At 38.4% G+C, this 26,857-nt stretch carries 23 protein-coding genes and 1 riboswitch; of the genes, 11 read left to right on the top strand and 12 right to left on the bottom strand.

The window, feature by feature from the left end; genetic code table 11:
- Positions 1 to 10 precede the first annotated feature (10 nt).
- The 5 genes from htpX to UMU13_RS02190 all read left to right on the top strand — a co-directional run bounded on the left by htpX (position 11) and on the right by UMU13_RS02190 (position 3,997).
- On the top strand, positions 11 to 859 hold the full coding sequence (gene htpX, locus UMU13_RS02210) for a zinc metalloprotease HtpX (protein ID WP_328216898.1): 849 nt from the start codon (positions 11 to 13) through the stop codon (positions 857 to 859).
- Positions 852 to 2,033, top strand: a complete 1,182-nt coding sequence (locus UMU13_RS02205; protein ID WP_328216893.1) for an RsmB/NOP family class I SAM-dependent RNA methyltransferase — start codon at positions 852 to 854, stop codon at positions 2,031 to 2,033. Before htpX ends, UMU13_RS02205 begins: the two co-directional genes overlap by 8 nt.
- 81 nt (positions 2,034 to 2,114) lie before the next feature.
- The gene (locus UMU13_RS02200; protein WP_328216890.1) at positions 2,115 to 2,585 is read left to right on the top strand and encodes a methylated-DNA--[protein]-cysteine S-methyltransferase; all 471 of its coding nucleotides are present in this window, start codon (positions 2,115 to 2,117) and stop codon (positions 2,583 to 2,585) included.
- Positions 2,586 to 2,699: 114 nt separating this feature from the next.
- Positions 2,700 to 3,185 (top strand): hypothetical protein, encoded by a 486-nt coding sequence (locus UMU13_RS02195; RefSeq protein ID WP_328216888.1) that lies wholly within the window; start codon positions 2,700 to 2,702, stop codon positions 3,183 to 3,185.
- A complete protein-coding gene (locus UMU13_RS02190; protein WP_328216886.1) occupies positions 3,185 to 3,997 on the top strand; it encodes a c-type heme family protein in 813 nt (270 codons plus the stop codon). The genes UMU13_RS02195 and UMU13_RS02190 overlap by 1 nt, the downstream gene beginning before the upstream one ends.
- Before the next feature lie 322 nt (positions 3,998 to 4,319).
- Here UMU13_RS02190 and UMU13_RS02185 read toward each other — a convergent pair whose 3' ends face one another.
- Entirely contained in the window at positions 4,320 to 4,724 is a 405-nt protein-coding gene (locus UMU13_RS02185; RefSeq protein ID WP_328216884.1) for a cytochrome c maturation protein CcmE, read from the bottom strand.
- A gap of 123 nt (positions 4,725 to 4,847) precedes the next feature.
- On the opposite strand from UMU13_RS02185, the gene UMU13_RS02180 reads away from it, so the two are divergent.
- Entirely contained in the window at positions 4,848 to 5,582 is a 735-nt protein-coding gene (locus UMU13_RS02180) for a cytochrome c biogenesis CcdA family protein (RefSeq protein ID WP_328216882.1), read from the top strand.
- Here the strand turns inward: UMU13_RS02180 and UMU13_RS02175 are convergent.
- The 7 genes from UMU13_RS02175 to UMU13_RS02145 all read right to left on the bottom strand — a co-directional run bounded on the left by UMU13_RS02175 (position 5,574) and on the right by UMU13_RS02145 (position 14,645).
- A complete protein-coding gene (locus UMU13_RS02175; RefSeq protein WP_328216880.1) occupies positions 5,574 to 6,323 on the bottom strand; it encodes an energy transducer TonB in 750 nt (249 codons plus the stop codon). The two genes, UMU13_RS02180 and UMU13_RS02175, sit on opposite strands and share 9 nt — an antisense overlap.
- Positions 6,324 to 6,336: 13 nt before the next feature.
- Complete coding sequence (locus UMU13_RS02170) at positions 6,337 to 8,229, bottom strand: TonB-dependent receptor (RefSeq protein WP_328216877.1); 1,893 nt, start codon at positions 8,227 to 8,229, stop codon at positions 6,337 to 6,339.
- A gap of 537 nt (positions 8,230 to 8,766) precedes the next feature.
- A riboswitch (cobalamin riboswitch) is annotated at positions 8,767 to 8,989 on the bottom strand.
- Positions 8,960 to 9,712 (bottom strand): ABC transporter ATP-binding protein, encoded by a 753-nt coding sequence (locus tag UMU13_RS02165; protein ID WP_328216874.1) that lies wholly within the window; start codon positions 9,710 to 9,712, stop codon positions 8,960 to 8,962. (Overlaps the previous riboswitch by 30 nt.)
- Complete coding sequence (locus tag UMU13_RS02160; RefSeq protein ID WP_328216871.1) at positions 9,709 to 10,695, bottom strand: FecCD family ABC transporter permease; 987 nt, start codon at positions 10,693 to 10,695, stop codon at positions 9,709 to 9,711. The genes UMU13_RS02165 and UMU13_RS02160 overlap by 4 nt, the downstream gene beginning before the upstream one ends.
- On the bottom strand, positions 10,665 to 11,456 hold the full coding sequence (locus UMU13_RS02155) for an ABC transporter substrate-binding protein (RefSeq protein WP_328216868.1): 792 nt from the start codon (positions 11,454 to 11,456) through the stop codon (positions 10,665 to 10,667). Before UMU13_RS02155 ends, UMU13_RS02160 begins: the two co-directional genes overlap by 31 nt.
- Positions 11,457 to 11,961: 505 nt before the next feature.
- Positions 11,962 to 13,989 (bottom strand): carboxypeptidase-like regulatory domain-containing protein, encoded by a 2,028-nt coding sequence (locus tag UMU13_RS02150; RefSeq protein WP_328216865.1) that lies wholly within the window; start codon positions 13,987 to 13,989, stop codon positions 11,962 to 11,964.
- Entirely contained in the window at positions 13,986 to 14,645 is a 660-nt protein-coding gene (locus tag UMU13_RS02145) for a Crp/Fnr family transcriptional regulator (protein WP_328216862.1), read from the bottom strand. Before UMU13_RS02145 ends, UMU13_RS02150 begins: the two co-directional genes overlap by 4 nt.
- A gap of 104 nt (positions 14,646 to 14,749) precedes the next feature.
- Here UMU13_RS02145 and hcp point away from each other — a divergent pair, with 104 nt between their 5' ends.
- Together hcp and aroF are read left to right on the top strand one after the other, a co-directional pair.
- A complete protein-coding gene (gene hcp, locus UMU13_RS02140) occupies positions 14,750 to 16,420 on the top strand; it encodes a hydroxylamine reductase (protein WP_328216859.1) in 1,671 nt (556 codons plus the stop codon).
- Positions 16,421 to 16,716: 296 nt separating this feature from the next.
- Positions 16,717 to 17,727: a 3-deoxy-7-phosphoheptulonate synthase gene (gene aroF / locus UMU13_RS02135; protein WP_328216856.1), complete on the top strand. Its 1,011-nt coding sequence runs from the start codon at positions 16,717 to 16,719 to the stop codon at positions 17,725 to 17,727.
- A 104-nt stretch (positions 17,728 to 17,831) separates the two neighbouring features.
- Here the strand turns inward: aroF and UMU13_RS02130 are convergent, their stop codons facing one another.
- Genes UMU13_RS02130 through UMU13_RS02120 form a run of 3 tightly spaced genes read right to left on the bottom strand, consistent with a single transcriptional unit; the run spans position 17,832 to position 21,745 of the window.
- Entirely contained in the window at positions 17,832 to 18,950 is a 1,119-nt protein-coding gene (locus tag UMU13_RS02130) for a hypothetical protein (protein ID WP_328216854.1), read from the bottom strand.
- Positions 18,940 to 20,316: a TIGR01777 family oxidoreductase gene (locus tag UMU13_RS02125; protein ID WP_328216851.1), complete on the bottom strand. Its 1,377-nt coding sequence runs from the start codon at positions 20,314 to 20,316 to the stop codon at positions 18,940 to 18,942. The genes UMU13_RS02130 and UMU13_RS02125 overlap by 11 nt, the downstream gene beginning before the upstream one ends.
- Positions 20,317 to 20,320: 4 nt before the next feature.
- On the bottom strand, positions 20,321 to 21,745 hold the full coding sequence (locus tag UMU13_RS02120; protein ID WP_328216848.1) for a thiolase C-terminal domain-containing protein: 1,425 nt from the start codon (positions 21,743 to 21,745) through the stop codon (positions 20,321 to 20,323).
- 240 nt (positions 21,746 to 21,985) lie between these two features.
- On the opposite strand from UMU13_RS02120, the gene ahcY reads away from it, so the two are divergent.
- Both ahcY and UMU13_RS02110 read left to right on the top strand, forming a co-directional pair.
- Positions 21,986 to 23,398 carry an adenosylhomocysteinase gene (gene ahcY, locus UMU13_RS02115; RefSeq protein WP_328216845.1) on the top strand — a complete coding sequence of 471 codons (1,413 nt, stop codon included), beginning with the start codon at positions 21,986 to 21,988 and terminating at the stop codon, positions 23,396 to 23,398.
- Positions 23,399 to 23,923: 525 nt separating this feature from the next.
- Positions 23,924 to 24,847: an ABC transporter substrate-binding protein gene (locus tag UMU13_RS02110; protein WP_328216843.1), complete on the top strand. Its 924-nt coding sequence runs from the start codon at positions 23,924 to 23,926 to the stop codon at positions 24,845 to 24,847.
- A gap of 208 nt (positions 24,848 to 25,055) precedes the next feature.
- Here UMU13_RS02110 and UMU13_RS02105 read toward each other — a convergent pair whose 3' ends face one another.
- The gene (locus tag UMU13_RS02105; RefSeq protein WP_328216840.1) at positions 25,056 to 25,586 is read right to left on the bottom strand and encodes a macro domain-containing protein; all 531 of its coding nucleotides are present in this window, start codon (positions 25,584 to 25,586) and stop codon (positions 25,056 to 25,058) included.
- Positions 25,587 to 25,695: 109 nt separating this feature from the next.
- Between UMU13_RS02105 and larC the strand changes: the two genes are divergently transcribed.
- Positions 25,696 to 26,856, top strand: coding sequence for a nickel pincer cofactor biosynthesis protein LarC (gene larC, locus UMU13_RS02100; protein WP_328216837.1), 1,161 nt, complete (start codon positions 25,696 to 25,698; stop codon positions 26,854 to 26,856).
- Position 26,857 lies beyond the last annotated feature (1 nt).

Here is a 26,857-nt window from a genome sequence, read left to right as displayed (position 1 = left end):
AGGAGGAACAATGAACACGAACTCAATGAAAACAGTATTTTTTATGGTACTGTTGATGGTTCTCTTCATAGGTCTGGGAGGAATCCTGGCCGGGAGAACCGGCATGATCATAGCTTTTGTTATAGCTATGGGTATAAATTTTTTCACATACTGGTTCAGTGATAAGATGGTTTTGAAAATGTACAAAGCGAAACCGGTAACCGAAAGTGAAGCTCCGGAACTTTACAGTATTGTACAGAGACTGGCAACAAAAGGACAGCTGCCGATGCCAAAAGTTTATATAATCCAGAACCCCTCACCTAATGCCTTTGCAACGGGCAGAAATCCAAAACACGCAGCAGTGGCCGTAACAACCGGCCTCAAAGAGTTACTCACTGCTGATGAGCTGGAAGGTGTATTGGCTCATGAAATGGCACATGTACACGGCAGAGATATCCTTATAGGCACATTGGCAGCAACCATTGCCGGTGCTATTATGATGTTAGCCGACTGGGCTCAATGGGCGCTTATTTTCGGTATGGGAGATGATGAAGACAATCCACTCGGTATAGCAGGAATAATTATTGCAATGATTGTGGCCCCTTTGGCAGCAATGATGGTGCAAATGGCTATATCCAGATCAAGAGAATATCTGGCTGATCAGAAAGGTGCAAGCTTATGCGGCAATCCTCAAGCATTGGCAAGTGCATTGAGAAAGATCTCAGCAGGAGTACAGAAAACCCCAATGAAAGCCAATGCAGCAACCACCCATATGCTTATAATGAATCCACTTAAAGGAAAAAATTTAGCAAATCTTTTTTCGACACACCCTCCGGTGGAAGAAAGGATTAAACGTCTCGAAAATATGGCATATGCCTGATAAATTCAGAAGGAGGCTTTTAAGCCTCCTTCTTTCTTTCTACAATTCACAGCACAACGGCTCCTCATATCTGGAAGAAGACTTTTTCGAAGACAGCGGATATCAGCGTATTTACAGAAAGATTTATTTCAATATTTTCAGAAACCTCGGCTTTATTGAAAGAATACTGACTGAACACACAAAAAACCTTAAAGATAAAAAAGCTAAATCACTTCTTGTCCTCGGAACGTCACAGATTTTTTTTATGGACGATATCCCTGATTATGCATGTATTAATGAAACAGTAAAGTTAGCCCCTGTATATTTGAAAAAATTTATAAATGCTACACTGAGGAATATAGCCCGCAACAGAGAAGTACTTATTCAATCGTACTCGATAAAAGAAAACTTCCCGGATTGGTTTGTACAAAAGTGGTCTAACTTATTTTCCAATGACAGTGAGCTGGATTATTTCTTAAATTTTTTAAACAAAAGCCCTGAATTTCATTCAATAAACCTGGACAGCCTGACACCGGAGCCTTACATAAAGAATACAAACCGCTCTTATCCAATGGATTTGGCTTCATTTTATATTCCCATGCTTAGCGGTAATATCAGAGCTTCCTCCATTATGGATGCATGCGCAGCACCCGGGGGGAAAACTCTTGTACTATCACAACTACACCCCAATGCAAAAATCACCGCTTTGGAAAAAGACAGCAAAAGGTCTGATATTCTCGCTCACAATGTAAAAAAATATAATGCTGATAATGTCAGAATAATAAATGAAGACTTTTTAAATTTTAATCTGAAAAATCAGGAAAAATTTGACTTGATCCTTCTGGATGCACCTTGTACCGGTCTTGGGACAATGAAAAGGCATCCGGAAATACGCTGGCTCAGAACAAGAGAAGACATTAAAAAGATGGCTTCTTACCAGAACAAATTTTTGGAAAAAGCTTCGCAGCTTGTCACACACGGTGGTTACATTCTTTACAGCGTCTGTTCGCTTGAAGCAGAAGAGGGTATTGATGTTATCAATAAGTTTATAGACTCAAACCCAAATTTTAAAATTTTGACACCGGATGTTCATTATATACCCTCAGATTTCTTTTGGGACAAATTTTATTATACCCTGCCTCACAAGACACTTACAGACGGTTTTTTTGCAGCATTGTTAAAAAATACAGCTTAGCCTCTTTTTATATTTGAAAATCTCATAATATTCTTTATAATCGTAATCAGGTAACATAATTTTATTTATTCAAGAGTACAAATGGACCTTTATTATAACTTCAGAAGTATAGTAAATCTTAAGCTCAGTTTCAACGATTATAACAATAATCTTGACTCTGTAAGTTTTTCATCTTCACCTGAAAATGCCCTGCTGTCAAATAATATAAGTACTAAACAACAGCAAAAAATACTGCACATTCTTGACAACTATGAAAATAATCCTGGGATTGACTTGTCTGTTCTCAACTTTCGAAGAATGTCTGATTTTGCTTACAATATTTATTCCGTTTTATCAAAAATACCTATAGGACAAACTATTACCTACTCAACACTTGCAGAAAAAGCAGGGAAACCAAGGGCAGCAAGACCCGCCGGCACTTTGATGAAGTCAAATGCTTTTGCCTTAATTATTCCATGCCACCGGGTGGTGGGCAAAAATAATATAGGAGGCTTTTCTTCAGGGTTGAGGTTAAAAGAGAGGCTGCTGAAGTTCGAGCAGTTTTTCATATAAACATTTTTTATTTTACTTTTGCTGGTAATTGTCCGGCTTAAAGCATTTTAAAATGTTTGGTTAATACCATCAAATTTAAAGGTTTCTTTATAACACTTTATTAAGGAGGGCTATATGTCCGGCAAAACAAAAGTACCTGTTAAAAAAATTTCCCTTAAGGAATTCTCGGAAAAAGACCTCAAGCTCCGCAGACTTTTTATTCTGGTAGACGGACAAAAAGACTTTGACAACCTTGCTGAAAGTTCTCATTTCAGCAGAGAAGAATGTATGGAGAGGCTGAAGCTTTTAAAACAAAAAGGCTGCATTGATTTTGAAGAACCGGGGGAAAACGTCACTGACGACAATTCTGAAGATCTTGAAGCACCTGTCGAGTGCGAAGGCTTTTTCGACTGCCTTCAGAAGGAACTTGCCCGTCAAATAGGCCCGGTAGCCAATGCCATCATTAGAGAATTAAAGGAAAAGTACACTTTCAGCACCAAAGAGGATATGCTGAAAACAGTGGAACGGGTGGCAGAAGAAATCGAAACAAAAAAGAACAGGGAAATTTTTATTAACAACATGAAAGAGAAAATATTTAATTCAATGAAGGAGGAAGGCTAATGTTTAAATCAATTCAGGCGAAAGTTAACGCAATCATTACGGTGGTTTTAGTACTGGTTTTTTTGTTTTTCAGCTTTTTTCTCGATGCGAAACTAAGGGAAAATGCATGGCAGCAAAAGATTAAGCAGGCACAGTTATTGTATCAGCAGCTGAGTTTCCTAAAAACTTACATCGGCAAACACAGGGGAATTTGGATAAAAAATCCAAAAGGTGACGACTTCATTTTAAAAGAAGGAAATTTCGGCAGAAAAAATACTTCCATTGTGCTCGGTGATTTATCAGAGCAAGCTGTGGGTAACAACATGTATAACTTTAAAGTTGTCAGTCCCTATCCCATAAAAAAACGCAACAAAGCAGATGCATTCGAAACCCAGGCTCTTATGCAGTTTAAAACAAAGGGAACAGATACGGAAATTTACAAAATAAATAAAAAAGACAAGGTTCTCAGATATATAAAACCTATGGTTACAAAAGAGTTTTGCATAAAATGCCATCCGGAATACACCGTAGGAGACATTAACGGCGGAATAAGCATTACAATTCCCATTCAGGATACATTAAAGGAAATCAAGAGTTCTAGAATCTATTTCGGAATTTTTGGCATATCGACACTTATTATTGTACTCGTATCCCTGATACTTATCTTATCAAATATAGTTACAAAACCGATTAAACAACTAACGGACAGAGCTGAAAAAATAAGTACAGGCGATATTTCGATATCTACAGCCACAGAAAGGGAGGACGAAATAGGAGCACTGTCTAACGCAATCGAACGATTGAGAATAAGCATTAAAAAACTTATGAAGTAAAACTTCCATTTTTCACTAAACAGAATTATAATTACCTTTAAGCCCCCGGCCGGGGGCTTCTTCTCTTGTGACAATTGCTCCTCATGTAAATAATCTTCTAACTTATCATGAGAATAAAGTAGCCATTTATCAACAGGGCGAGCTTTGACTTTTTCGGGGACATTGCGAACCGCCCCGTCCAGTTATCCGGCAAGTTTGGGCATTGAAGCAATCTCCTGCGCATTTTAGCCATTACACTTTTGTTGTATCTGGTATAAAAAAAGAGGGCACTGACTCAAGTGCCCTCTTTTAAAAGTAACTTTACAGAAATTTTATATAATCGTTACGATTTTTTCTCAACTTTAGCTTCGTATTTTGATGGGCATTTTGCCAACAGGGTTCTGGCTTTAAAAGTATTCGTTTTCTTGGAATACTCACCTTCAATAATAACCTGTACATCTTCATTAAAAGCATCGGGGATTATTCCATTATATACAACATTTATTTCAGATCCTTTTTTGTCAGACATAACAAATTCCAAATGCTGATTAACCACATCCTTTTGTACAGTACCGTTTTTTACATCACCACTTACCCTCAGACCTTTTTCAGAATAAGCAGAAGGTTTTTTCACCAATTCGCTAACCTCAAGGTAGTAAACACTGCTGGAATTAAAACCGGAAATTATCAGATAACCCACTGCTGCTACAACAATAAGCCCGGCTATTAAAAACTTACTCTTTTTCATAACTATCACTCCTTTATATTGACCTATTCAAATATATGCAAAACATTATGTTATTGCTTGACATAAATAATGAATTCTCTTACACATTGTAAGATAAAAATACAATAAAAAAGTTTGAAATCAATGGAAAATTTATCGTTTTACAGTGCATTTTTTGCCGGAGTACTTTCATTTTTGTCCCCATGTGTTCTCCCTCTTTTGCCGGGGTATATCTCATTTATATCCGGTGAAAGTATAGAATCCCTCACCAAAGGGGGGCGCCATGCCCCGCGCCTGAAAGCTTTTCTCGGAGCAGTCTTTTTCGGTTTGGGTTTTACGCTGATTTTTGTAATGCTGGGTGCAAGTGCCACAAGTATAGGGCAGCTGCTTAATGAATATAAAGGCGTTTTGGCAAAAATTGCCGGGATTGTTGTTATTATCCTTGGTCTTCATATGCTGGGTGTCTTTAAAATCCAAAAGTTATTAAATCAGAAAAAATGGAACTATCAGAAAAAAAATAAGGGACCTTTTTATATTGAAGCCTTCCTTCTCGGTGTGGCTTTTGTTTTCGGCTGGACACCCTGTATAGGCCCCATCCTCGGCGGTATACTCGCTATGGCTTCACAGGAAGCAACGGTTTCACAGGGAATGTTGCTGCTTTTCACTTATTCCCTTGGATTATGGATTCCTTTTTTAATTTCTGCTCTTGCACTCGGTTTTGTAATAGGTGGAATAAGGAAAGCGGGTAAAACAATGATAATCGTGGAAAAAATTGCCGGTATTTTGCTTATAGTTATTGGTCTGCTTATGCTCACCGATTTATTAACGGTTATTGTTTCATATCTAACAAGATGGTTTCCTTTTCTATCCTCATTTTAACGTAAAACTTACCGGAATATTAACTGCTATTTCTTCTTGAGGCTTCTCTGTAACAATAACATTCTCAACAGCTTTTAACACTGCATCGTTCAAAATTGAATAAGAACTTTCTTTTGCTATCTCAATTTCTCCCAGAGTCCCGTCTTTTCTGATCTTAAACGATAATAATACTTTATCCTCAAGTCCTCTTCTTTTTGCAATAGAAGGATATTCAATCCGGCTTGTTATTTCTTTGCGTATATGCTGCAGATACTTACTCTTTTCTTCATCGTTCCAGCTGTTTTTTACCACTTTAAGACTGCTTCTTTGGCTTATTTCACGCTTTCTTTCATTATTAAACGTTAGTTTTGACAAATTGCGTTCAACTACTACTTTTTTGCCGCTCTCACTATTAGTCGGTGTCTTATATTCATCAGCTTCTGCCTTTTTCCTATTACTCCCTGCTTTTTCCGATGTCTTTTTCTCAATTTTTTTTTCGGTACGTTTCTCAGTTTTAGGCTCTTTATGAACTTTCTCCGACTTTATTGATTTTTTATTTATTCTTTCTTTATCAACAATGCCTGCAGATTTCGCTTGTTTCGTTTTTTTGGAATTTTGAATATTGTCTATTTTATAAAAACTTACTGCAATTGAGCGGGCAGTCTGATGATTTTTTGAATAAGGAAATACAATCATACCGGCAAGGATAAAATGAAACAGCCCTGATAATACTACAAAAAGTATAAGCAGAGGGGAATTCACCCCTCCGCTTCTTTTAGAATGTGACTTTAACACCGGCTAAATAATTCCTTTCGGCAGCCGGATAGTAACTTGATCCCGAAAAATCGCTATAGATAACATAATTGCTGTATTCCTCATCAAAAATATTATTAATTTTTAAATACGCCTCAATATTACCAAAATTATAGCTGATTTTGACATCACTTATACTGTAGTCGTCAACTTTTCCGGCTGCATTGTCATAATCATTGCCCTGATAAAACTCACTGAAATAACGGTAAAAATAATACATACCAAAACCGTTCTCAAACCTATAACCTATATTTGTTTTAACGGTATGTTTTGAAACCAGTGGTACAGTATTACCTTTCCAGGGGTCTTCATCGATCTCAGAGTCGGTATACGTGTATGCCACATCGAACACTGCATTTTTTCTGTTTAAACCGAATCTTGCTAAAAAAACAGTCTTCTTAGTATCCAGATTCGTGTTGGCAGGTTCTGTCCCCATGAAAGTATAATCTGGGTTTGTGAAGATTTCATCATTGGATTCCTGTTTGTATACCAATGCATCGAAATGATAAGAGTCATGCTCCCTTTTAAAGCCTATCTCATAAGTTTTATTGGTCTGCTCCTCAATTTCGGAGTTCAATCCGCCGAATTCATTGATTTCATCCGTTGTGGGGAAACGAAAACTTTTGTCATATTTTATATAAATGAAATTGTTTTTACCCAGTTCGTAACCGATTTTTACAAAGTAAGCATCAGCATCATAGTCTTTTCTTTTATCTATATCTTTGTAATCGTCCTCTATTTTTGAATACCGGTATCCGGTTTCCAGCACAGTCTTGTGAATATTTACGGTATCAGAGAGGTAAAAACTTTCTTTTTCTCTGTTTAATTCGCTGTTACTGGTAAATACTTCCAGATCTGTGTTTTTGTTGGAGTAGCCGGCTATAAGTTTATTTGAATATCCGTTATTTTCTATTGTATAAATGTAGGAAGGGTCTACAGAAAAACTTTCAATTTCATCCTTTCTATTCATCGAGTAAGAAACCCAGTTTGTATCCCTGTGTCTTTTGTACTGTGAAACATCCAGTATAAAATTCCCGTATCCTGTATAAAGTTTAGCATTGCCTCCAATGAGCCATTCATAGTCATCACTGCCGTCATCAGGAGAATTTGAATGTTGTCTGCCGAATTGTTTTATATCAATCTCACTGAGGCCGCCTGGCAGTCCGTATTCCTTGTCAATGTACAAACCGTTAACCCCTATATCAAATTTTTCTCCATAATATGTAGTTTCGCCGCTGAAACTTTCTTTGTAATACTCTCCGTTGTCCCTGTAACCGTCGGTTCTGTATTTATCGGCATTAAACAGCAGAGAAAAGCGCTCACCGGAAAATGTCCCCTGGGCAAAATACTCTGATGTATCATAAGAGCCGCCTTCAGCTTTCAGATAGCCGCCGCTTCGCACCGGCTTTCTTGTAATTATATTAATCGCTCCTCCAGTTGCCCTGTCACCGAAAAGTACAGAGTTGGGGCCGTAATATATCTCCACCCTTTCTATCATTTCAACGGGGATTGAATTGATATCAAAAGAGCTCATATCAACTGGGTTAACTTGTCTGCCGTTTACAAGTATAACATTATTAAAAGCCGCTTTGTCCCCCACAAAACCGCCCATGGAAATCGTTGAACTGACTTTACTGTAGGATTTTATCTGCAAACCTGCAGCGTAACTCAAAAGATCAAGAGTTGAGGACGGGGAAAGCTTATCAATCTTCTTTCTGTTGATAACTTCTACTGAAGGATTTCTGCTTAAGTCCTCTTTTGTATACATTTCACCGAAAACATTTATTCCCTCCAGCGTGACTGCATAAACATTTATAGATAACAACATAAAAAAAATGGTTATTAAAATTCTCATTGTTCCTCCTTTATTTTTAAAAGATACTTTTTCCTATACCTACTTGAACAAATGTCATACAGACCAAAGGATGTAGGTCTCGTCGCAAATAAATTAATTTTTTACCACCTCAACCCCTTAGCTTGGGAGGGGAACTAATCTCTCCCCCTAATTTAGAGGGAGATGCAAGAGGGGGTATATTTTATCAAACAACGCAACAACAACTCTCTTATATTCCAATAATTTCTACGTATCTGCTTATTATAACTTTTTCGTCATTAAACAGAATTATTTGCTGATTAGTTTAGTGGTGTATCGGTTATTGGCAGAAAAAATTAGGTCGCTTTGAGCATTGAACCAGCACATTCCACATCAAGGTTCTTCACTACCTGACTACCTCCCTATCTCACCACTTCCCTAATAATGCACCACACATATTACGCTTTACGCATTACTCATCAAGCTTTACACATTAAGCGTCACGGTTTTTAAAATATGGAAGGTTAATCAGGAACTGTTAAAAAATACCATTCGGCACCCCCTTATCCTCGTAAGTAGGTGCTGCGATCGTTTTATCCGGGTCTCCTGGCTTGCCTTCCTCCTACTGCTCCGCCTTCCCATCCCGCCCCAAAATTACTTTAGGATAATTTCGGGGCGGGTCAGTGGCATAATGGAGTTTCGTCAGGCTTACAGTTGCGGGACAGCGCCGGACTCTCACCGGACTTCCCCTTATATAAAACGCTGCAGCAATTTATTTAAAATCTAAAAAAACATTACCGTCCGTACACCTGAAATTCACTTCATACAGACTATTAATCTTTTCTACATCAAATTCTGAGCTGTTGTCAAATGCAAAATATAGCTTACCATCTTTCAGCCCTACCAGTTTATCGCATAAATAGTGGGCTATATTAACATCATGAACTGCAATAATAATGGTTTTATTCATTTTAATGGATTCTATTATTTCTATAATCTTCAGGGTAAACTTCGGGTCAAGGTTGGAAAACGGTTCATCCATGAGAACAATTTCGGTATCCTGGGCAATGGCTTTGGCTATAAGTGCCCGCTGCAATTCTCCGGAAGAAAGCTGATTAAGGAAAAAATCTTTTTTTTCTGTCAAATCACATATTTCAAGGGCTTCATTAATTTTTTCATTATCCTTTTTATCCAGAATTCCAAACCCCAAAGAATAGGGATATCTCCCAGCCTCAAGCAGATTAAAAACCCTGATCATAGGAAAATTATCCAACTGAGGCGGCACATAGGATATGCACCTTGCCACTTCAGCTTTAGAGAGTGTCTTGATATCTTTACCACCGGCAGTAATTTCACCGGCCTGTGAATCAATTATACCTGATATCAGTTTCAGAAGTGTACTTTTCCCGCTTCCATTAGGACCTAAAATACCGGTAATCATTCCCGAAGGGAAAAAGAGATTATCAATATCAAGTGTAAAGCCCGTATTGTATCTAATCTTAAGATTCCTGAGACCAATATTCATATACGCCTTCTAAGTATATATATAAAAAACGGTGTCCCGATTATTGCTGTAACTGCACCTATAGGAACCTCATAAGGGAAAAAAGCTGTCTTAAAAAATGTATCTATAATAACCAGAAAACTCCCGCCTGCAAAGAAACAGAGTATCATATTCAGTCTGTGATCAAGTCCTGCAATAATTTTTACAATGTGCGGAATAATAATCCCCACAAAACCTATCGCACCGCACAGAGCCACAGATACCGAAGTAATAAGTGAGCCGGTAATATAAATAATCAGTGAAAATTGCTTTATACTGACACCCGAGTTAACGGCAAAAGATTCCCCAAGCAGATATACATTCAATTTACCGCTCTGCATATAAAGAACAGCGGATAAAGCAATCACTATCAAAAGACTGATAAGAACGATATTAAGATCAAGAAAGACAGTACTGCCCAGATACCACATAAGCAGATCTTTTGTAAAACTTTCCGAGAGTACCGAATTAAAAAAAGTGATAATTGATGTAAAAAAGAAATTCAGCCCCACTCCCACCAATATCAGAGAATTGGCAGTAACAGAGCTCAGCCCACCGGCTGCCCAGTATACAAAAAATATTGTAACAAGCGCAAAGCTAAGGCTTAATATCTGCGTTGGGATAAATCCGGATACACCGAGAAAAAGAGAAAACGCCACCCCCACCGCGGCCGCTCCGGCTATCCCCAAAATAAAAGGGTCAGCAAGGGGGTTTCTGAAAAACGTCTGAAAACTGCACCCAACAATGGATAATCCCGCGCCCACCATAAAATCAGCCAGCACTCTGGGCAGCCGCAGTGACATAAAAACAGAATTCTCAGATGCGAAAAAATCAAAAGGATTAATAAATTTACCGCCAAAAGAAAGGCTGAAAAAAATAATACTGACACTTACAGCAAAACAGATTAAAAAGTAAAAGAAAATCTTTGAATAGGTTACCTGATTAATTTTTTTAACATTTTGCATGCGTCTATTATCCTGTACGAGGGTCTGAGAAAGATATCCGGCTTAACCTCCAGTATCTTCGCTTTCTCCCCCAGCCCTTTGATTTTTTCATAAAAAAAGCTGTCAGTTTCCGACCTTCCGTGCCTTCTTGCCAATATTATATAATCAGGGTTTAGTTGGAATATTTTTTCATAATTAATCTGTGGAAAATCCTTATTACTGTCAGCAAGTGCATTTCGAAGATTTGCACATTTGAGAATATCATTCACAAAATTACCTCCCCCAACGGCATATGCAGGCTTCGCACTGATAAGAAATACAACATCCCCTTTATAATCTATTTTACCGGAATTAAAATAGGAATCAATTCTGTTGCGAATATTTTTCGTTGATTTACCAAATATTTTGCCGATCTCATCAATCATCCGGCTTATATCACGGTAATCATCCACTTTGAAAAACCTGTTTCGAATCCCCAGTTTATCCAGCCTGTACTTAAGCCTTTTTGTATACCCTTCTCTCATACCAAGAACATGCGTCGGCTCAAGCATAAGAATCTTTTCAATGCTCGGTCTGTAGTAACTGCCAATTTCGGCGATATTTTTGGCCTTTGCCGGATAGTTGCACTTATCGGTAACGCCTACAACCTGGTTGCCCAGACCAACTTCAAAAAGAATCTCCGTCACATTAGGTGCGAGACTGACTATCCGATATTCCGCATGAGCAGTGAATAAAACTCCTAAAAAGCAGAAAAATACAAATGTTAATAATATTCTATACAAGACTGCCCGCCTTTTGCTGATTTGAATTTTAGATAATAACAGAAATATTGGATTTTTAAAGCATTAAGCTTAAAGACCTTTCCAACAATTCAGGGAAAGTGAGCTTGTTAGAAAAAAACTTTATTTATGAAATGCGGTATTCCAAGCATTTGGGATATCCTATTGTTGAGCAGATGCGTTCATGAGCAATAAAACACGAAAACTAACGTCATAACTAACTCAAACTTCTTAACCGCATCAACATTTTTAACAGGATAAAACTATACCCAATTTTAAATATCAACTTCGCTGAATGCCTGTAAATTTTAAAGGGGTGAACCTTTACCCCTACTCCTCTTCTCATCTTCTTCGGTTTTTATTTCTTCTTATTCTTCTTTTTATCTTTTTTGTATCGATCCTCGATACTGCATGAATCAGCTGCTCAGCCGCCCCCGCCGAAAAAAGCAAAAACTACAATCAGCAGTATAAAAATGATTACTCCAATATAATCACCCAAAAGAACCTCCTATTTTTCCACTCTGCCGCTGTACCACTTATCACCAATTAATATTTTATAAGTCATATTGATATTTGATTTATTCAAATATTCAGGTTTATGAATAAATATATCAATCACTGCATTGTTGTCCACAGGAAAATTGATTTTCCCTGAGTTTTGATTAATCAGTCCCCCGTTCAGAAATAGCGCAACAGCAGGATATATATCAAAAGGTTTAGTATTCCAAATATAAAAATTTTCTCCTTTATGACTAAGTTCAACAGCTTTAAGATCTCCACTTACACCCTTTATCCTGAGCTCCAAGCTCATATCCTTGTTCCCGTCTCTTCCCAGAGTCTCCTTATCCGCTGCAACATCCTTTTCACTTGCAAGCTTTTTTAACGTTACATTAATGTCGGTGACATTCTGTTTCGCTTTGTCCGTTATAAATTTTTCAATAATTAATTTGGGCTGCCTTTCAGGATAAAGAACGCCTGAGGCAAAAGAAATTGTTTTATCATAAGTTTGAATACCGCCCCCTGCAAATACGGTCACACCTTGCAATGAATCAGGCATTAAAAAGACATCTATGCTGAGAAAATCATCATTAGGACCAACAACTCCAATATAAGTTTTATTTTTTAAAGAAATACCACCCTTTGTCTCATGCCCTTTATACTTATAAAGTAAAAATCTTTCCTCAGACGCTTTCTTGGTAATTTTCATCTGCACATCTTTTATAAAAAAATCTCTCTCTTCTCTGTTGCATTTCAATGAAATACCGTGATTTTGGTCGATATAAAGCTTATCAGTACTTTGTTTATTTCCGGATAAATTATCTGATGCTAACCGGACCGTTTTAATACTGCAAAAATCCGTTTCGGCAATATTGTATTCCTCAGAAGAAGTTTTCATAGGTATCCCTTTAAATGTACCTTTGCCCCCTGTGCCTTTCCAGTTTCCCTGAAAACCTGATTCCTTCATTAACCCCGAATACGTTTGTCTGCATTGAAAAAGCGAACCCTCCGGTGTACAGTTCCTTTTAAATTCCAGATAATCTCCCTGCTTTACAATATCATTTACGTTATTAAAAATACCTTTGGATGGAATGTATATTTCTCCGGAATTTTCATCTAAGTTTATTCTCAGATAGAATGTTTCCTCCCTTTCGGGATATTTTACATTCATTTTATACATTTTTACTTTATTATTTTTGTTATTCCGCCCTTTTCTGTTTACAAGAGTAAAATTTGTCTTAAACTCCCTTTTTACACCTTTTTCACCCAATACAAACGTTACAGAATAATACCCTTCGGCACCTGAAACCACCGTTTTGTCATGCCCCAATACATCTATACTGACTCCGGAAACAGGATTACCTTCTTCATCTGTGACCCTGCCGGATATCTCAATTGCTGAGGCATTGTCAGCTTCAACTGTTAATTCCTCTTCTTCCGGAATATAACCCTCTTTCCTTGCTTTGAGACGAAAGTTTTTAAAAACATACATATCTATATTACTCAAAACAAATGAATTGATTTTCTTTTGGAAAAAATCGGCGAAATCCATCAGGGCAAAACCGTCAAATGTATGAAGATGAACAATAAAATTCTCTTCTCTGAAAATAAGATTATACTCTGACACCATGTTGACCACAGAAACAGGCCTTACAAAAATTCTTCCTTCATCTCCGAACTTTACATCCCGCTCAAACCTGCTTTCTCTCTTATCTGTCATATTTTCATAAAGATTCACAGCAGCTTTATTATCTTTAGCAAAAAAAAGTTTTACATCCACAGAATAGTTTTTATCTCTTTTTATATCCCATATTTTTTCCGTTTTTTCGCTGAAATAGTTGTACGTACTCTCAAGTCTTACGTAATTATCATACAGTTCATGAACCACTCCGGTGGCTATCCACCGCGAGCTTCCACCTTTCAGTTCAGTCATTTTGGGAAACATATCATAAAGGGAACTCAATGGATTATTTTCAGAAGCATTCAGATTTGACGAAACAAAAAGAATAAGCAGAAAAAAAACAACAAAACGTTTCATTGCAGCTCACCGAGATCAATCAGAGTTATCTCTTTGCCCCTAACCTCGATAACCTCTTCTTCTGTAAGCTTTTTAAGCAATCTGGAAAACGTTTCCGGCGTAGTTCCCAGAAGCAGTGCAAGCTCACCTTTATTCACGGGAAGTTTCACAATTTTCGAATTTTGCTTCTCTGCAATATTATTAAGATACGATAAAAATCTCTTTCTTGTATCCGCCAGCGTGAGATTTTCTATCATATTGACAAAATATTTTATCCTTCCGGCTAACACACCTATGAGCTTCATTGAAAATTCAGGCTGTCTTTTTATTTCGTCAAAAAGTTTTTTCGAATCAATTGCAAGAGCTTCACAATCCTCCAGTGCCGTGGCAGTAACAGGATATCTGTTTTTAAGATAAAGAAGTATCTCCGCAAAAATTTCGCCGTTCTTTACAAAGTGTATAACAGCTTCTTTGCCTTCGTCATTGGTTTTGGAGAGCTTTACAACCCCTGAAAGCAAAAAGTAGATATGACTGCCCTCCTCATCTTCCAGAAAGAAAATCTCTTTTTTCTCTTTGCTAACTACACTGCTAATCTGGTATAATGTATTATAAACATCCTCATCCCGGGAGCCTGTAAATATGTTTAGAAACATTTTAACTGCCGCATCTTTATTCATTACAAATCCTTACAATATTTTTTTGTATTTTTTTGACATACATCAAATAAATATTTTTAACAAGCCATTATGTAATATGATATAAATAACAAAAGGAGGTTCAAATGAGTATGTTTTGTTTTCAGTGCCAGGAAGCGGCAAAAAATGAAGGCTGCACCGTAAAAGGTGTTTGTGGAAAAGATGAAGAGGTGGCAAAGCTGCAGGATGCGCTTGTATACCTCTTGAAAGGAACAGGATTCTGGGCAAAAAAAGCCCGTCAATACGGAGTAACAGACGAAGAGGTTGACCTTTTTATTCTTGAAGGACTTTTTGCTACCGTCACAAACGTGAATTTTGATGCAGATCGTTTTGTTGAGTACTGCAACAAAGCGGCTGATTTAAAAGCAAAAATCAAAGGTGAGTTTCTCAATGCCTATAAACAAAAAGAAGGCATAGATTTCAGCGAAGAAATACCCAAAGAAGCTGCATGGGAGCCTGCTAAGACAAAAGAGGATTATCTTGCAAAAGCCGAAGAAGACGGAGTGCTGGCAGAAGAGAATGAAGATATACGATCCCTTAAGGAGCTTATAATTTACGGCCTTAAAGGTATTGCAGCCTATGCTGATCATGCATATGTTCTTAATGAAAAGAGTGACGAAATTTTTTCTTTTGCTGAAACAGCTCTCGCTGAAACCACAAGAGAAAATATTACATCCGAAGAACTCATCTCACTTGTTATGCAAGCCGGAGACACAGCTGTCAAAGCAATGGAAATACTTGACAAAGCAAATACAGGCACGTACGGCAAACAGGAAATCACATCAGTTAATACAAGCCTGAAGGAAGGTCCTGGTATTCTGGTTTCAGGACACGATCTTCTCGATCTCGAAGAGCTGCTCAAGCAGACGGAAGGAACAGGTATCAATGTTTATACTCACGGTGAAATGCTGCCTGCAAATGCATATCCGGAATTTAAGAAATATGATCATTTGGCCGGAAACTTCGGAACGGCTTGGTACAACCAAAAATCCGAGTTTGAGGAGTTTAACGGACCAATACTTTTCACTACAAATTGTATAGTTCCACCTAAAGAATCATACAAAGACAGAATTTATACAACCGGACTTGTCGGATGGCCGGGATGTAAGCACATTCCTAATGCAAAGACGGGAGAGCAGAAAGACTTTTCATCGTTAATAGAGCATGCCAAACAGCTTGGAAGTTTGCAGCCGCAGGAAAATAAAGAATTGACAATAGGTTTCGCAAAAGACCAGGTTATGGAACTGGCTGATAAAGTAATTGACGCTGTAAAAAGCGGTGCAATCAAACGTTTCGTTGTAATGGGCGGCTGTGACGGAAGACAAAAAAGCAGGGAATACTACACTGAAGTCGCAAAAGAGCTCCCTGAAGATACTGTAATTCTTACAGCCGGTTGTGCAAAATACCGCTATAACATGCTTGATCTCGGAGATATCGGAGGCATACCAAGAGTCCTTGATGCAGGTCAGTGCAATGACTCATATTCCCTGGCTTATATTGCATTGCAGCTGAAAGATGCATTCGGTCTGGATGATATCAATGATTTACCCATTTCTTACGACATCGCTTGGTACGAGCAGAAAGCTGTTTGTGTACTCTTAGCATTGCTTTCCCTGGGTGTAAAAGGGATAAGGTTAGGACCTACAGTTCCTGCATTTTTATCACCCAATGTGGTAAATGTACTGGTTGAAAATTTCGGAATTAAACCGATTGAAAATCCTGAAACAGACATCGAAGCAATGATGGCAGGCAAATAAACCAAAAAAAGCGGAGGTTCGCCTCCGCTTTTTTTATCTCTGGTAAAAAAACTGTTGACATAATTTTTATTAGTCTATATTTATTTAACATGATTAAAAATAGTTTACCCGCACTCAATCTTTTAGGCACATCAATATCTTTTGCTTCTCAGTATTTTTCTTTCTATTTTTTCTTTTTTTATAACAGAGATTCGGGGTGTGCCGCGTAGGCTGGGTAGTATATTATCAAAGTAAACCAAGGCCGCAGGCGGTACACCGCTTGCGGCCTTTTTTTATATCTAAAAACGGAGGTTGTCATGATTGTAGTAATGAAAATCGGAGCATCAGATGCTCAGCTGAATCGGATTTGCAGCAAAGGTGAAGAAATGGGATTCAAGCCCCATGTAATTTACGGAAAAGAAAGAAATGTGGTGGGACTTGTGGGACTCGGCAAAAGTGAAATGGGTATAATCGAAGATATGGAAGGTGTTGACAGAGTTTTGCCAATCACTAAGCCCTACAAACTTGCCAGCAAGGAAGTTAAAAAAGAATATTCAACTGTTGATGTCAGCGGCGTCCAGTTTGGAGGGGAAGAAATCACGGTAATTGCCGGCCCATGTGCAGTGGAAAGCGAGGAACAAATTGTCAAATCGGCGCAATATGTCAAGGCTGCCGGAGCAAAAATGCTGCGGGGAGGAGCATTTAAACCACGTACAAGTCCATACTCTTTTCAGGGATTGGGAGAAGAAGGTTTGAAATATCTATCCCAGGCAAGAGAAGAAACAGGTCTCCCCTTCACCACAGAAGTGGTTAACCCAAGGGATGTCGACCTCGTTTACAAATATACGGATATGTTTCAGGTGGGTGCAAGAAATATTCAGAATTTTGCTCTGCTCACACTCCTGGGGCAAACAGATAAGCCCGTTCTCCTTAAAAGAGGTATGGCAACAACAATAGATGAATTTCTCATGGCGGCAGAATATATTCTATCAGAAGGCAACAAAAATGTAGTGCTTTGCGAGAGAGGTATAAGAACTTTCGAAACGGCAACCAGAAATACTTTGGATATCAGCTGTATACCTGTTGTCAAAGAACGCTCACATCTTCCAATAATTATAGATCCCAGTCATGCTGCCGGTCACTGGCACTATGTGCCCGCTCTGTCAAAAGCTGCCATAGCAGTTGGAGCAGACGGTTTGATAGTAGAAGTGCACCCTGACCCGGAGAATGCTCTAAGCGACGGGGCACAATCACTAAATCCTGATGAGTTTATAAAAATGATGGGACAGATAAGAACAGTTGCTTTGTCTGTAGGTAAACATATGTAACTTTAATAACCTGTTGGATGTCATTTTACTCACGGCATTCAACAGGTTAAATCCCTAACTAAGCCTTCAATTTAATCCTTAGCGCTTCACACTCAGCACTGACTTTATGGAACAACTTCTATTCTGGTGGAAGGCATAACTTCACTGCCTTTACTGAAAAACAAAAGCAGGAGAAAGATAAAAAAAGCAGCAATAGAAATGATTGCAAAGATAACATTGTAATATCCGATAGGAATAAAGATGCATACAATAATCCAGTGAAGTATAATCACATAACCCGAATGCAGTTTTATTGGAAAATTATGAAATCTTGATATTACAGCAAGCCCGCTCATATTCCATCCATAGAGTGAAATTATTCTGTGAAAATTTAAAACAATTTCCCCTTCTTTACTTCCGGAGCCAAGAAAGAAATATAGTGCAATGTATAAAATGCCTGTTACAGCGGTCAGAAGGAGAAAAATAATTCCGGATGTCAAAAAACTTTTCCTTTGTTCTTTTATTCCCAGAAATACATACAGATAAAGAACTGTCCCTACAGCTATAAATAGGATCATGGAAATTATTAGTTCGAGAATGAGCGATTCAAAAAGAATGAATCCGAAAAAGATAATAACACCAAGTGTTATCGTCCAGAAACATAATACTTTCAGACGTTTTTTGAATAAATTTCTTGCCCTGTGCATCATGCTGAACATTACCGAGAGCGTAATCAGAGAAACAGGGAATGAAAACCCCAAAAAAAACGTATTAAGAGTCAGTTTTCTAAAGGGGAGCATATGAATATACTGGTGATTAAGTACGGCAAAAGCCGAAAAAACAAGCCCGATTGACAAGCAAAGAAGGGATGCATGATGAAACTTGGGCGCAGTGGGTACATCCATTCGGAAAAAACCCGAAGGGAAAAAGTTAAAGACACTGACACGCACTTTTTCCACGATGTATGCCATAATCAAAGCAAGAATAATAGACAATGCATATAATTCAAAAAAGGCCGTAAGTGCATAACATATCGAAAGGATGAAAAATAACCATACCTTTTTACTTAGATATTCGAAATTTTCTGAGAAATACAAAATTATTGTACCGCCGCTGCTTAAATTAAAAAGAAAAATATGAAGACGCTCAAAATTAATCTGCGGGAAAAAAAGATGCATAAAACCAAAACTGAGCGCAGAAGTCATTGTCAGCAGAAAAATAATTTTAACTGGCTTAGGCATCATGTTTTCCTCCCATAAGATGAAGTAAAGCCGAACTTAAATCATTGTAGAAAAAAGTGAATTTTTGTTCTTTCAGCTTCGATGGTGTCACCCTGCAGCCTTCAAGCAGAATCTCTTTACCCTTTTGTCCGAACAAACCACAAACGAAGGATGGCGGCAACTTCAAAATAACCGGTCGCTTCATAAAATTTGCCAGTGTTTCGGCAAAGTCCTTCTGTTTGACTGGCAAATCCGAAACAATATTCACAGCACCCTGGATTTTTTTATTAAAAATACACTCAAGTACTGAATACAGAGCATCATCAAGAGAAATCCAGCTTACCCACTGCTCACCTCTGCCAATCTTAAAGCCAAGTCCAAATCTGTAGAAATTATAATACTCTTTCAATGCCCCGCCCTTAAGGGTTAAAACAACGCCAAACCTTCCCGTAACAATCCGGCATGTATCTTTCAGTTTCAAAGCCTCTTTTTCCCAGTCCCAGCACAAATCTGAAATAAAATTTGCACCTTTTTCACATTCTTCGTCCACTACTGTTTCCCCTTTGTCACCATAATAACCGATTGCAGAAGCTGAGAAAAAAACCTCTGGGGGGGTTTCAAGCTGTTTGATTCGCTCAACCAAGAATCTTGTTGTATTAATACGGCTTTCCCTGATTGCTTTCTTTTTATTGTCAGTCCATCTGCCTTTACCTATAGGGTCTCCGGCGAGATGAATTACAATGTCAAAACCTTCCAATGAATCAGAAATATAACCGGAGTAGGGTTCATAAACAATTTCGTCTGCTCTGCTGCTTTTTTTTCTGATTAATTTATAAACTTTATGACCCATCATTTTCAGTAAAGTTGTCAATTCCCTTCCAATAACTCCACCGGAACCTGAAATAAGAATTTTTTTCTCAGGTACGTCGTATTTTTCTATTACTGATAAGTCATTTTTAATAACGGAATGCCTGTAGCAAAACATTCTCCCGAGCTCTTTTCTAACCGATCTTCCGGCAGCAATGTCAAGCAGAGCAGAAAGGGGCAGTTCATACTCCACGAAATCGGTCAGTTTTGAACTGCCTGCTGAAATATTCTTAAAATAATGGCTGTGCTGCCAAAATCTGAAAGGTCCCTTAATCTGGGCATCTTTAAAGAATTTGTTTTTATCATATTCAGTGTGGCTGGCTTCCCAATTTAATTTAATCCCGAATTTTTTGAGTCTAATAACCGCAGAGCTCCCGGCATATAGATTGTCCGGCTCTCTAAGGACTTCAGCATTAACCCAAGGAGGCGTCAGACGCCTTAAGACTCCCGGTCTTTCATGGTATCCGAAAAGCTTCTCCACCTCATAATCAACAACAAGCTCTTTTTTAAATGTATTTATCAAAAATCTACCCTTTTATCGAAAACCGCCGCAGTTGTTTAACATAAACTATACCGTTCTCTTTTTTCGTTATTTTAACTTTGCTTTTTATTCGGGGTTTGTCTCTATCCGAATAACGTGCAAAAAATTTTTTATAATTATGCTCACAAATCACAAGATCTAAAGGGGATTCCACCCCTTCGGCTGTGGAGTTAAGCCTGGTATGCGAGTAGACCCTGAGATTGGAATCACTTTTAAACCTTGGCGGTTTGCTGAAAAATTCTTCTGTATCTTTTTTAGCAGGCTTAAGTACAGCTCCCCTTAACCGTAAAATTGTTACAAAATTGTTTGTTGCCAATCCTCCCACACTCTGGGTAAGGCATACATCTTTTTTTTCAGGGGTTATTTCCGGAGGATACTGATCAGTCATAATTTTAAAAGCTTCTGCAATCTGAGCAAGTCCGGAAGCTCCAAGGGGGTGTCCTCTGGATTTTAAACCGCCTGAAATATTCACGGGTAGTCTCCCGTCGTGATATCCTTCTTTTGAAAGATAAAAATTTTCTATTTCACTCCGTTTTAAAAGCCCTGTATCCAGAAGCCCTAAAATCTCAAAAGGTGTAAAAGCATCGTGTATTTCTGCAAAATCTATAGATTCAGGAGCAATACCTGCCATTTGGTAAGCCTGAGTAGCAGCTTTTATCGTTGCATCAAAAGAAGTTATCGTCTCCCTTTTACTCAGAGACTGCCTGTCAGTACCCTGACCAATACCGATGATCTCCACGCTTCCTTTTTCAGAAGAGAGAACAATTGCTGCTGCACCATCACTGACAGGTGAACAGTCAAAAAGTCTCAAAGGTTCGGATATATATTTACTGTTGAAATATTTTTCCCTGTTTATTTCTTTTTTAAAGTGAGCAGTAGGATTTTTGCTTCCGTAAAAATGATTTTTTATTGCAACTTCTGCTAAGAGATTTTGAAATTTTGAAGGTCTGATGCGGCTTTCATAACGGAAACGATTAGCCACGATCGCAGCCAGTGCAGGCATTGTCAGACCTGTTTTGCGTTCGTAAGGATCAATCACCTGAGAAATCAAACCGGTAACTTCACCCGTGGAAAGGCTCGTCATCTTCTCAGCACCTATGACAAGCACATTTTTATATAAACCTGCTTTTACTGCTGCATATGCACTGTAAAAAACAGCTGCCCCTGTTGAAGAAGCCGTTTCAATGCGAACAGCCGGTTTACCATATATTCCCAGTTTATCCGTAATATAGGAAGCAATGTTACCCACGCCTGTGAAACCTTCAGGATTCATAAGGCCGATAAATACTCCGTCGACATCATCAGAATCCATATTAAGTTTCTCAAAAGTCTCCTGAATTATACCGATAAGGCTGGTTTTAAGCTTTCCGAAGTCAGATAAAGAAACATCTCTGATAAAAACTCTTTTCATAATTTTAAGTATAGTCCCGCCGCCAAATAGTGTCAAACAGGTATTAGATTTTTATTTTTAGGCGCTGATCAACCGCTGCTCCGCTCAACCAATAACCACTTCACCACATTACTACTTTACTCTCTAACCAACAAGTTGGCAAAGCTATTAAAAAATGGGATTGAGTAAAAGTCCTTAAAATCTTGAAAATTTCATTATTAATCATTATACTTCATTCAAAAATATGACTGAGGAGTAAATATGAAGGTGCAAAATGAGAACTATAAAATTAAAGATATAAACCTTGCAGAGTGGGGAAGAAAAGAGATAAAAATAGCCGAAAAGGAAATGCCCGGCTTGATAGCGATCAGAGAAAAATATGCAGACGAAAAACCTCTGAAAGGCGTAAAGATATCCGGAAGCCTCCACATGACAATTCAAACAGCTGTCCTGATAGAAACGCTCGTTGAGCTCGGTGCAAATGTAAGGTGGGCAAGCTGCAATATCTTCTCCACACAGGATCACGCTGCAGCAGCTATTGCAGAAGCCGGGATTCCGGTATTTGCCTGGAAAGGGGAAACTTTGGAAGAATACTGGTGGTGCACAGAGCAGGCTCTTTCATTTGAAGACGGCGGCCCTAATCTGATTGTAGATGACGGAGGGGACGCGACGTTAATGGTTCATTTAGGATATAAATCCGAGCAGGATCCGTCACTACTTGATAAGACACCAGATGGTGAGGATGAAAAAGAATTGTTAGCTCGACTCAAACATATACGTCAGAGAGATAACAATTTTTGGGAAAAACTTGTAAAAAATTTAAAGGGAGTATCCGAGGAGACAACAACTGGTGTTCACAGGTTATATCAGATGACGCAAACGGGGGAACTTCTCATACCCGCTATCAATGTAAATGATTCTGTAACAAAATCCAAGTTTGACAACCTTTACGGTTGCAGAGAATCACTCATAGACGGCATAAAGCGCGCAACCGATGTCATGATAGCTGGCAAGACAGCCGTTATTTGCGGTTATGGGGATGTCGGAAAGGGATGCGCTCAGGCTCTCAGAGGAATGGGGGCTAGAGTAATTGTCACGGAAATCGACCCCATCTGTGCACTTCAGGCATCCATGGAAGGCTATGAAGTTAAAACACTGGAAGACACTCTCGGAACAGGGGATATATACATAACGGCTACAGGAAACAGGGATGTGATAAAAGCCGGGCACATGGAGCAAATGAAGGATCAGGCAATCGTATGTAATATAGGGCATTTTGATAACGAGATACAGGTATCCCAGCTCAACGGTATCCCGGGTATAAAAAAGGAAAATATTAAACCTCAGGTGGATAAATACCGTTTTCCGGACGGACACGAAATTTTTATGCTTGCTGAAGGAAGGCTTGTAAATTTAGGCTGTGCAACAGGCCATCCTTCCTTTGTGATGTCCAACTCTTTTGCAAATCAAGTCCTGGCTCAAATTGATCTGTGGAAAAATAAAGACACATATAAACCTGGGGTTTACATGCTGGCTAAAAAACTTGATGAGGAAGTTGCAAGACTGCATCTGGAAAAAATTGGTGTAAAGCTGACAACATTGACAAAAGAACAGGCTGATTACATCGGTGTGAAAGTTGAAGGGCCTTATAAACCGGAATATTACAGATATTAGGTGTTATAAAAAGGAGACCGGCTTAATTGTGCCGGCTCTTATTCTCTTTAGCATTGCAGGTTTCAATATTGTCATTTAAGTTTCGCACTTACCCTTCCTAAACTTCTTTGCGAAACTTGAAATTGTTATTTGAATAATAAACGTGGCATTTTGCATCAAAAAAGTGGAAAATCCCCTTATGGATTTGCAATCAACTATTTACCCATAAAACGGTTAACTCACCTAAAATATAAACCTGTATCCAAATGACGTATCAATCTCTTCTATAATGATTTAAGTATTCCTGAGATCTTTGAATAAGTACCCCACCCAACTTCCCCTAAATTAGGGAAGGAGCTTTATCTCCCCTCCTATCGAAGAGTTAGGAGGGGATGAAGGGTGGTAAAATTTATAAGAATACATTATTCAAAGGTCTTTTTCTGTTAGTATTTGACGAACATGGCAGAAGTTTCAGTATACATATTTGACAAGCTAATATTTCATGTATATAATAATCAAGCATAAAATATACAATGGAGGTCGATAATGAAGATTTTTTTTAGACTGTTTTTTTTGATTCTGTTTTTGACAGCAGCCGTATCAGTTTTTGCCAAACCGGCTGTCAAATTTGGGGTACCTGCGTGGCCTGGAGTTACTGTAAAATCAGAGGTAGCCGCCCAGATACTTAAAACAATGGGATACGAAACAGAACAAAGTGTTTTAAGCGCACCGGCTGTTTTTGAAAGTTTAAAAACAAATAATCTTGATGCATACCTGGCTGGATGGAGCCCACAGGAAGACACTATGATAGATCCCTTAAAAGAAAAGGGTGAAATAAAACTACTCGGTACAAATTTAGATGAAGGTCGAATCAGTCTCTGTGTCCCCACGTATGTTTGGGAAGACGGCGTAAAATCATTTGCAGATTTAGATAAATATGCGGAAAAATTTAAAAACAAAATATATAACCTTCAGCCTGGAACAGGAATGAACAATCATATGACAGAGATAATAGCAAACGATGTAGCAGGACTCGGCGACTGGACGCAGGTGGAAAGCTCCACACCAGCCATGCTTGCTACAGTAAGAGCCCAGATGAGACAGAATAAGTGGGTCACTTTTGGATGCTGGAAACCTCACTGGATGAATGTCATTCTTGATGTCAAATATCTGGAAGGGGTACCGGGCACAGAAAAGTTTGTCAGTAAAAGCGTTGTCTATACAATTGTACGAAAGGGACTAAAAGAAGATTATCCCGAGGTTTACAAATTTCTCGATCAGATTAAAGTCAACTCTGAGATACAGAGTAAATGGATTTATGAATTTGGTTATAAAAAAAGAACACCTGAAGATGTGGCAAAAGAGTGGATTGGAGAAAATTTAGATATAGTTGAAAAATGGCTGAAAGGTGTGAAAACGGTAGGCGGAGAACCTGCAGCTGAAGTTCTACGTAATACTTTTGCAAATTAACCTGACACCCTCCCATTTTTTAAAGAGCTATGTCAAATAACCGGTGAGAGAGTAATATGGTGAGAAGGGAAGTAAAGAAGTAGTAATTTGCTGAGTGGCGTATTGGTGTATTATGGTATTGAACTTTGAACGTTCAACCCATCCTGCATCTTACGCTCCACTCTTTACTCTTTACCCTTAACGCATTACACATCACCCATCACGGCTTTTATAATTTTTTGCTAATAATTTCCTCGTATACATCTAAGTCTTTCTTCCCAAAAAGAACAAACCTAATCAGTTTCACTTTTTTCAAGACTGGTATTTCAGCTGCCACTGTATCCACAGCTATCTCTGTAGCTTCTTTTAAAGGATAACCAAATGCACCGGTGGAAATAGCCGGAAAAACAATGGATTCAATATTATTATCTTCAGCCAGTTCCAAAGCTTTTTTATAACAGTTTCGCAACAGTTTATCTTCCGGTTTGTCCACTCCATAGACAGGTCCCAGACAGTGTATTACATGAGAATTAGGCAAATTATGTGCTCCGGTAATCACAGCATCGCCCGGCTTTATGGGAGCTAAGGGTTTACACTCTTCAGCAAGCCCGCTGCCTGCGGCTCTGTGAATCGCACCTGCAACACCCCCTCCGGGCATAAGCCTGGCATTGGCGGCGTTAACTACAGCATCAATATCCTCCTGGGATGCAATATCACCCTGAACAGTCTCTAAAGTAACCCCGTTTATTTGCTTTTTCATTATTGCACCTCCATGAATTTATGCTTACATATATAAAATTAATGTTTTCCCCTCTGTTGTCAAAGAGAATATATTGCAAAATAATGCCGGCTGTATTATCACTTTAATTATGAATACTCTATATTTTGATATGACATCCGGTCTTGCCGGCGACATGACTGTTGCCGGGCTCCTGCACATTAGCGGGGTAAAAAGCAGAGTGCTCTCAGAACTCTTTTCAAAATTTTTCAAAAGCAAAGTGGAAATAGTGTTAGAGACTTGTTTTGTCAATGGAATTAAATGCAGCCGGTTGTCTATAGACTTCGACAAAACTGCAGTAAAAAAAAGAGATTTCTTAACAATAAAAGAAATGATTTCATCAAGCTCCCTTATCAGTGAAAAAGTGAAAATTGCCTCAACAGGAATTTTCAGAATCATTGCCGAAGCTGAATCAAAAATACACGGTCAAAATATCGACAATGTACATTTTCACGAAGTAGGAGCTGTTGATTCCATAATAGACATTATTTCCACAGCCTACCTGTTGGAAAAAATATCCCCCGACAAAATAGTATTTTCCACCCCTCTCACTGGCTCCGGGATAATAAAATCTGGACACGGGACTATTCCTGTACCTTCTCCGGCAACAATGGAAATTTTAAAAGGATTAGATATAAAACGCATTGACGCAGGCGATGAACTCACCACACCAACAGGTGCAGCAATCATAAAATATTACTGTAACAATGCAAATATATCTTTCAGCGGGAGAATCCTTGAAACAGCATATTCAACTGGCACCAAATCATTCGAAGAACTGCCCAATATACTCCGAATCCTCCTTCTGAAACAAAACAGTCAGGCACATAATATTATTGAAATCGAAGCTAACGTTGACGACATGACCGGTGAAGAGATGGGTTTTCTCATGGACAGCTTCTTAAAATCAGGTGCTTTGGATATATTCTTCACACCGGTTTATATGAAAAAAAACAGACCGGGGTATAAAATCAGTATTCTTTGCTCACCCGATAAAGCTGAATTTTTATCTGAGAAACTCCTCAGGGAAAGTTCCACTGCAGGCATCAGATTCAGCGAACGACAGAGGATAATTCTGGACAGGGAGTTCACCTCGTTGGAATTCAAAGGATACACAGTTACTCTCAAGAAAATTTCCGGTGATAATTTTGTTAAAATATATCCTGAGTATGAAAGTGTTGCAGAAATTGCCCGCCAAACAGGCACTCCCTTTAACACCGTCTACCGGGAAATACTGAAAAATTTAGAATAAA

Origin of the sequence: Flexistipes sp., from assembly GCF_036172515.1 — a bacterium.
Classification (GTDB): domain Bacteria; phylum Chrysiogenota; class Deferribacteres; order Deferribacterales; family Flexistipitaceae; genus Flexistipes.
The sequence above is the reverse complement of the archived record's forward strand: the minus strand, read 5'-3'. Positions and strand labels throughout refer to the sequence as shown.

Coding starts and splice junctions, on each gene's coding strand:
- htpX (WP_328216898.1), top strand. CDS start 11: ATGAACACGAACTCAATGAAAACAGTATTTTTTATGGTACTGTTGATG.
- UMU13_RS02205 (WP_328216893.1), top strand. CDS start 852: ATGCCTGATAAATTCAGAAGGAGGCTTTTAAGCCTCCTTCTTTCTTTC.
- UMU13_RS02200 (WP_328216890.1), top strand. CDS start 2,115: ATGGACCTTTATTATAACTTCAGAAGTATAGTAAATCTTAAGCTCAGT.
- UMU13_RS02195 (WP_328216888.1), top strand. CDS start 2,700: ATGTCCGGCAAAACAAAAGTACCTGTTAAAAAAATTTCCCTTAAGGAA.
- UMU13_RS02190 (WP_328216886.1), top strand. CDS start 3,185: ATGTTTAAATCAATTCAGGCGAAAGTTAACGCAATCATTACGGTGGTT.
- UMU13_RS02185 (WP_328216884.1), bottom strand. CDS start 4,724: ATGAAAAAGAGTAAGTTTTTAATAGCCGGGCTTATTGTTGTAGCAGCA.
- UMU13_RS02180 (WP_328216882.1), top strand. CDS start 4,848: ATGGAAAATTTATCGTTTTACAGTGCATTTTTTGCCGGAGTACTTTCA.
- UMU13_RS02170 (WP_328216877.1), bottom strand. CDS start 8,229: ATGAGAATTTTAATAACCATTTTTTTTATGTTGTTATCTATAAATGTT.
- UMU13_RS02165 (WP_328216874.1), bottom strand. CDS start 9,712: ATGAATATTGGTCTCAGGAATCTTAAGATTAGATACAATACGGGCTTT.
- UMU13_RS02160 (WP_328216871.1), bottom strand. CDS start 10,695: ATGCAAAATGTTAAAAAAATTAATCAGGTAACCTATTCAAAGATTTTC.
- UMU13_RS02150 (WP_328216865.1), bottom strand. CDS start 13,989: ATGAAACGTTTTGTTGTTTTTTTTCTGCTTATTCTTTTTGTTTCGTCA.
- UMU13_RS02145 (WP_328216862.1), bottom strand. CDS start 14,645: ATGAATAAAGATGCGGCAGTTAAAATGTTTCTAAACATATTTACAGGC.
- hcp (WP_328216859.1), top strand. CDS start 14,750: ATGAGTATGTTTTGTTTTCAGTGCCAGGAAGCGGCAAAAAATGAAGGC.
- aroF (WP_328216856.1), top strand. CDS start 16,717: ATGATTGTAGTAATGAAAATCGGAGCATCAGATGCTCAGCTGAATCGG.
- UMU13_RS02130 (WP_328216854.1), bottom strand. CDS start 18,950: ATGATGCCTAAGCCAGTTAAAATTATTTTTCTGCTGACAATGACTTCT.
- UMU13_RS02120 (WP_328216848.1), bottom strand. CDS start 21,745: ATGAAAAGAGTTTTTATCAGAGATGTTTCTTTATCTGACTTCGGAAAG.
- ahcY (WP_328216845.1), top strand. CDS start 21,986: ATGAAGGTGCAAAATGAGAACTATAAAATTAAAGATATAAACCTTGCA.
- UMU13_RS02110 (WP_328216843.1), top strand. CDS start 23,924: ATGAAGATTTTTTTTAGACTGTTTTTTTTGATTCTGTTTTTGACAGCA.
- UMU13_RS02105 (WP_328216840.1), bottom strand. CDS start 25,586: ATGAAAAAGCAAATAAACGGGGTTACTTTAGAGACTGTTCAGGGTGAT.
- larC (WP_328216837.1), top strand. CDS start 25,696: ATGAATACTCTATATTTTGATATGACATCCGGTCTTGCCGGCGACATG.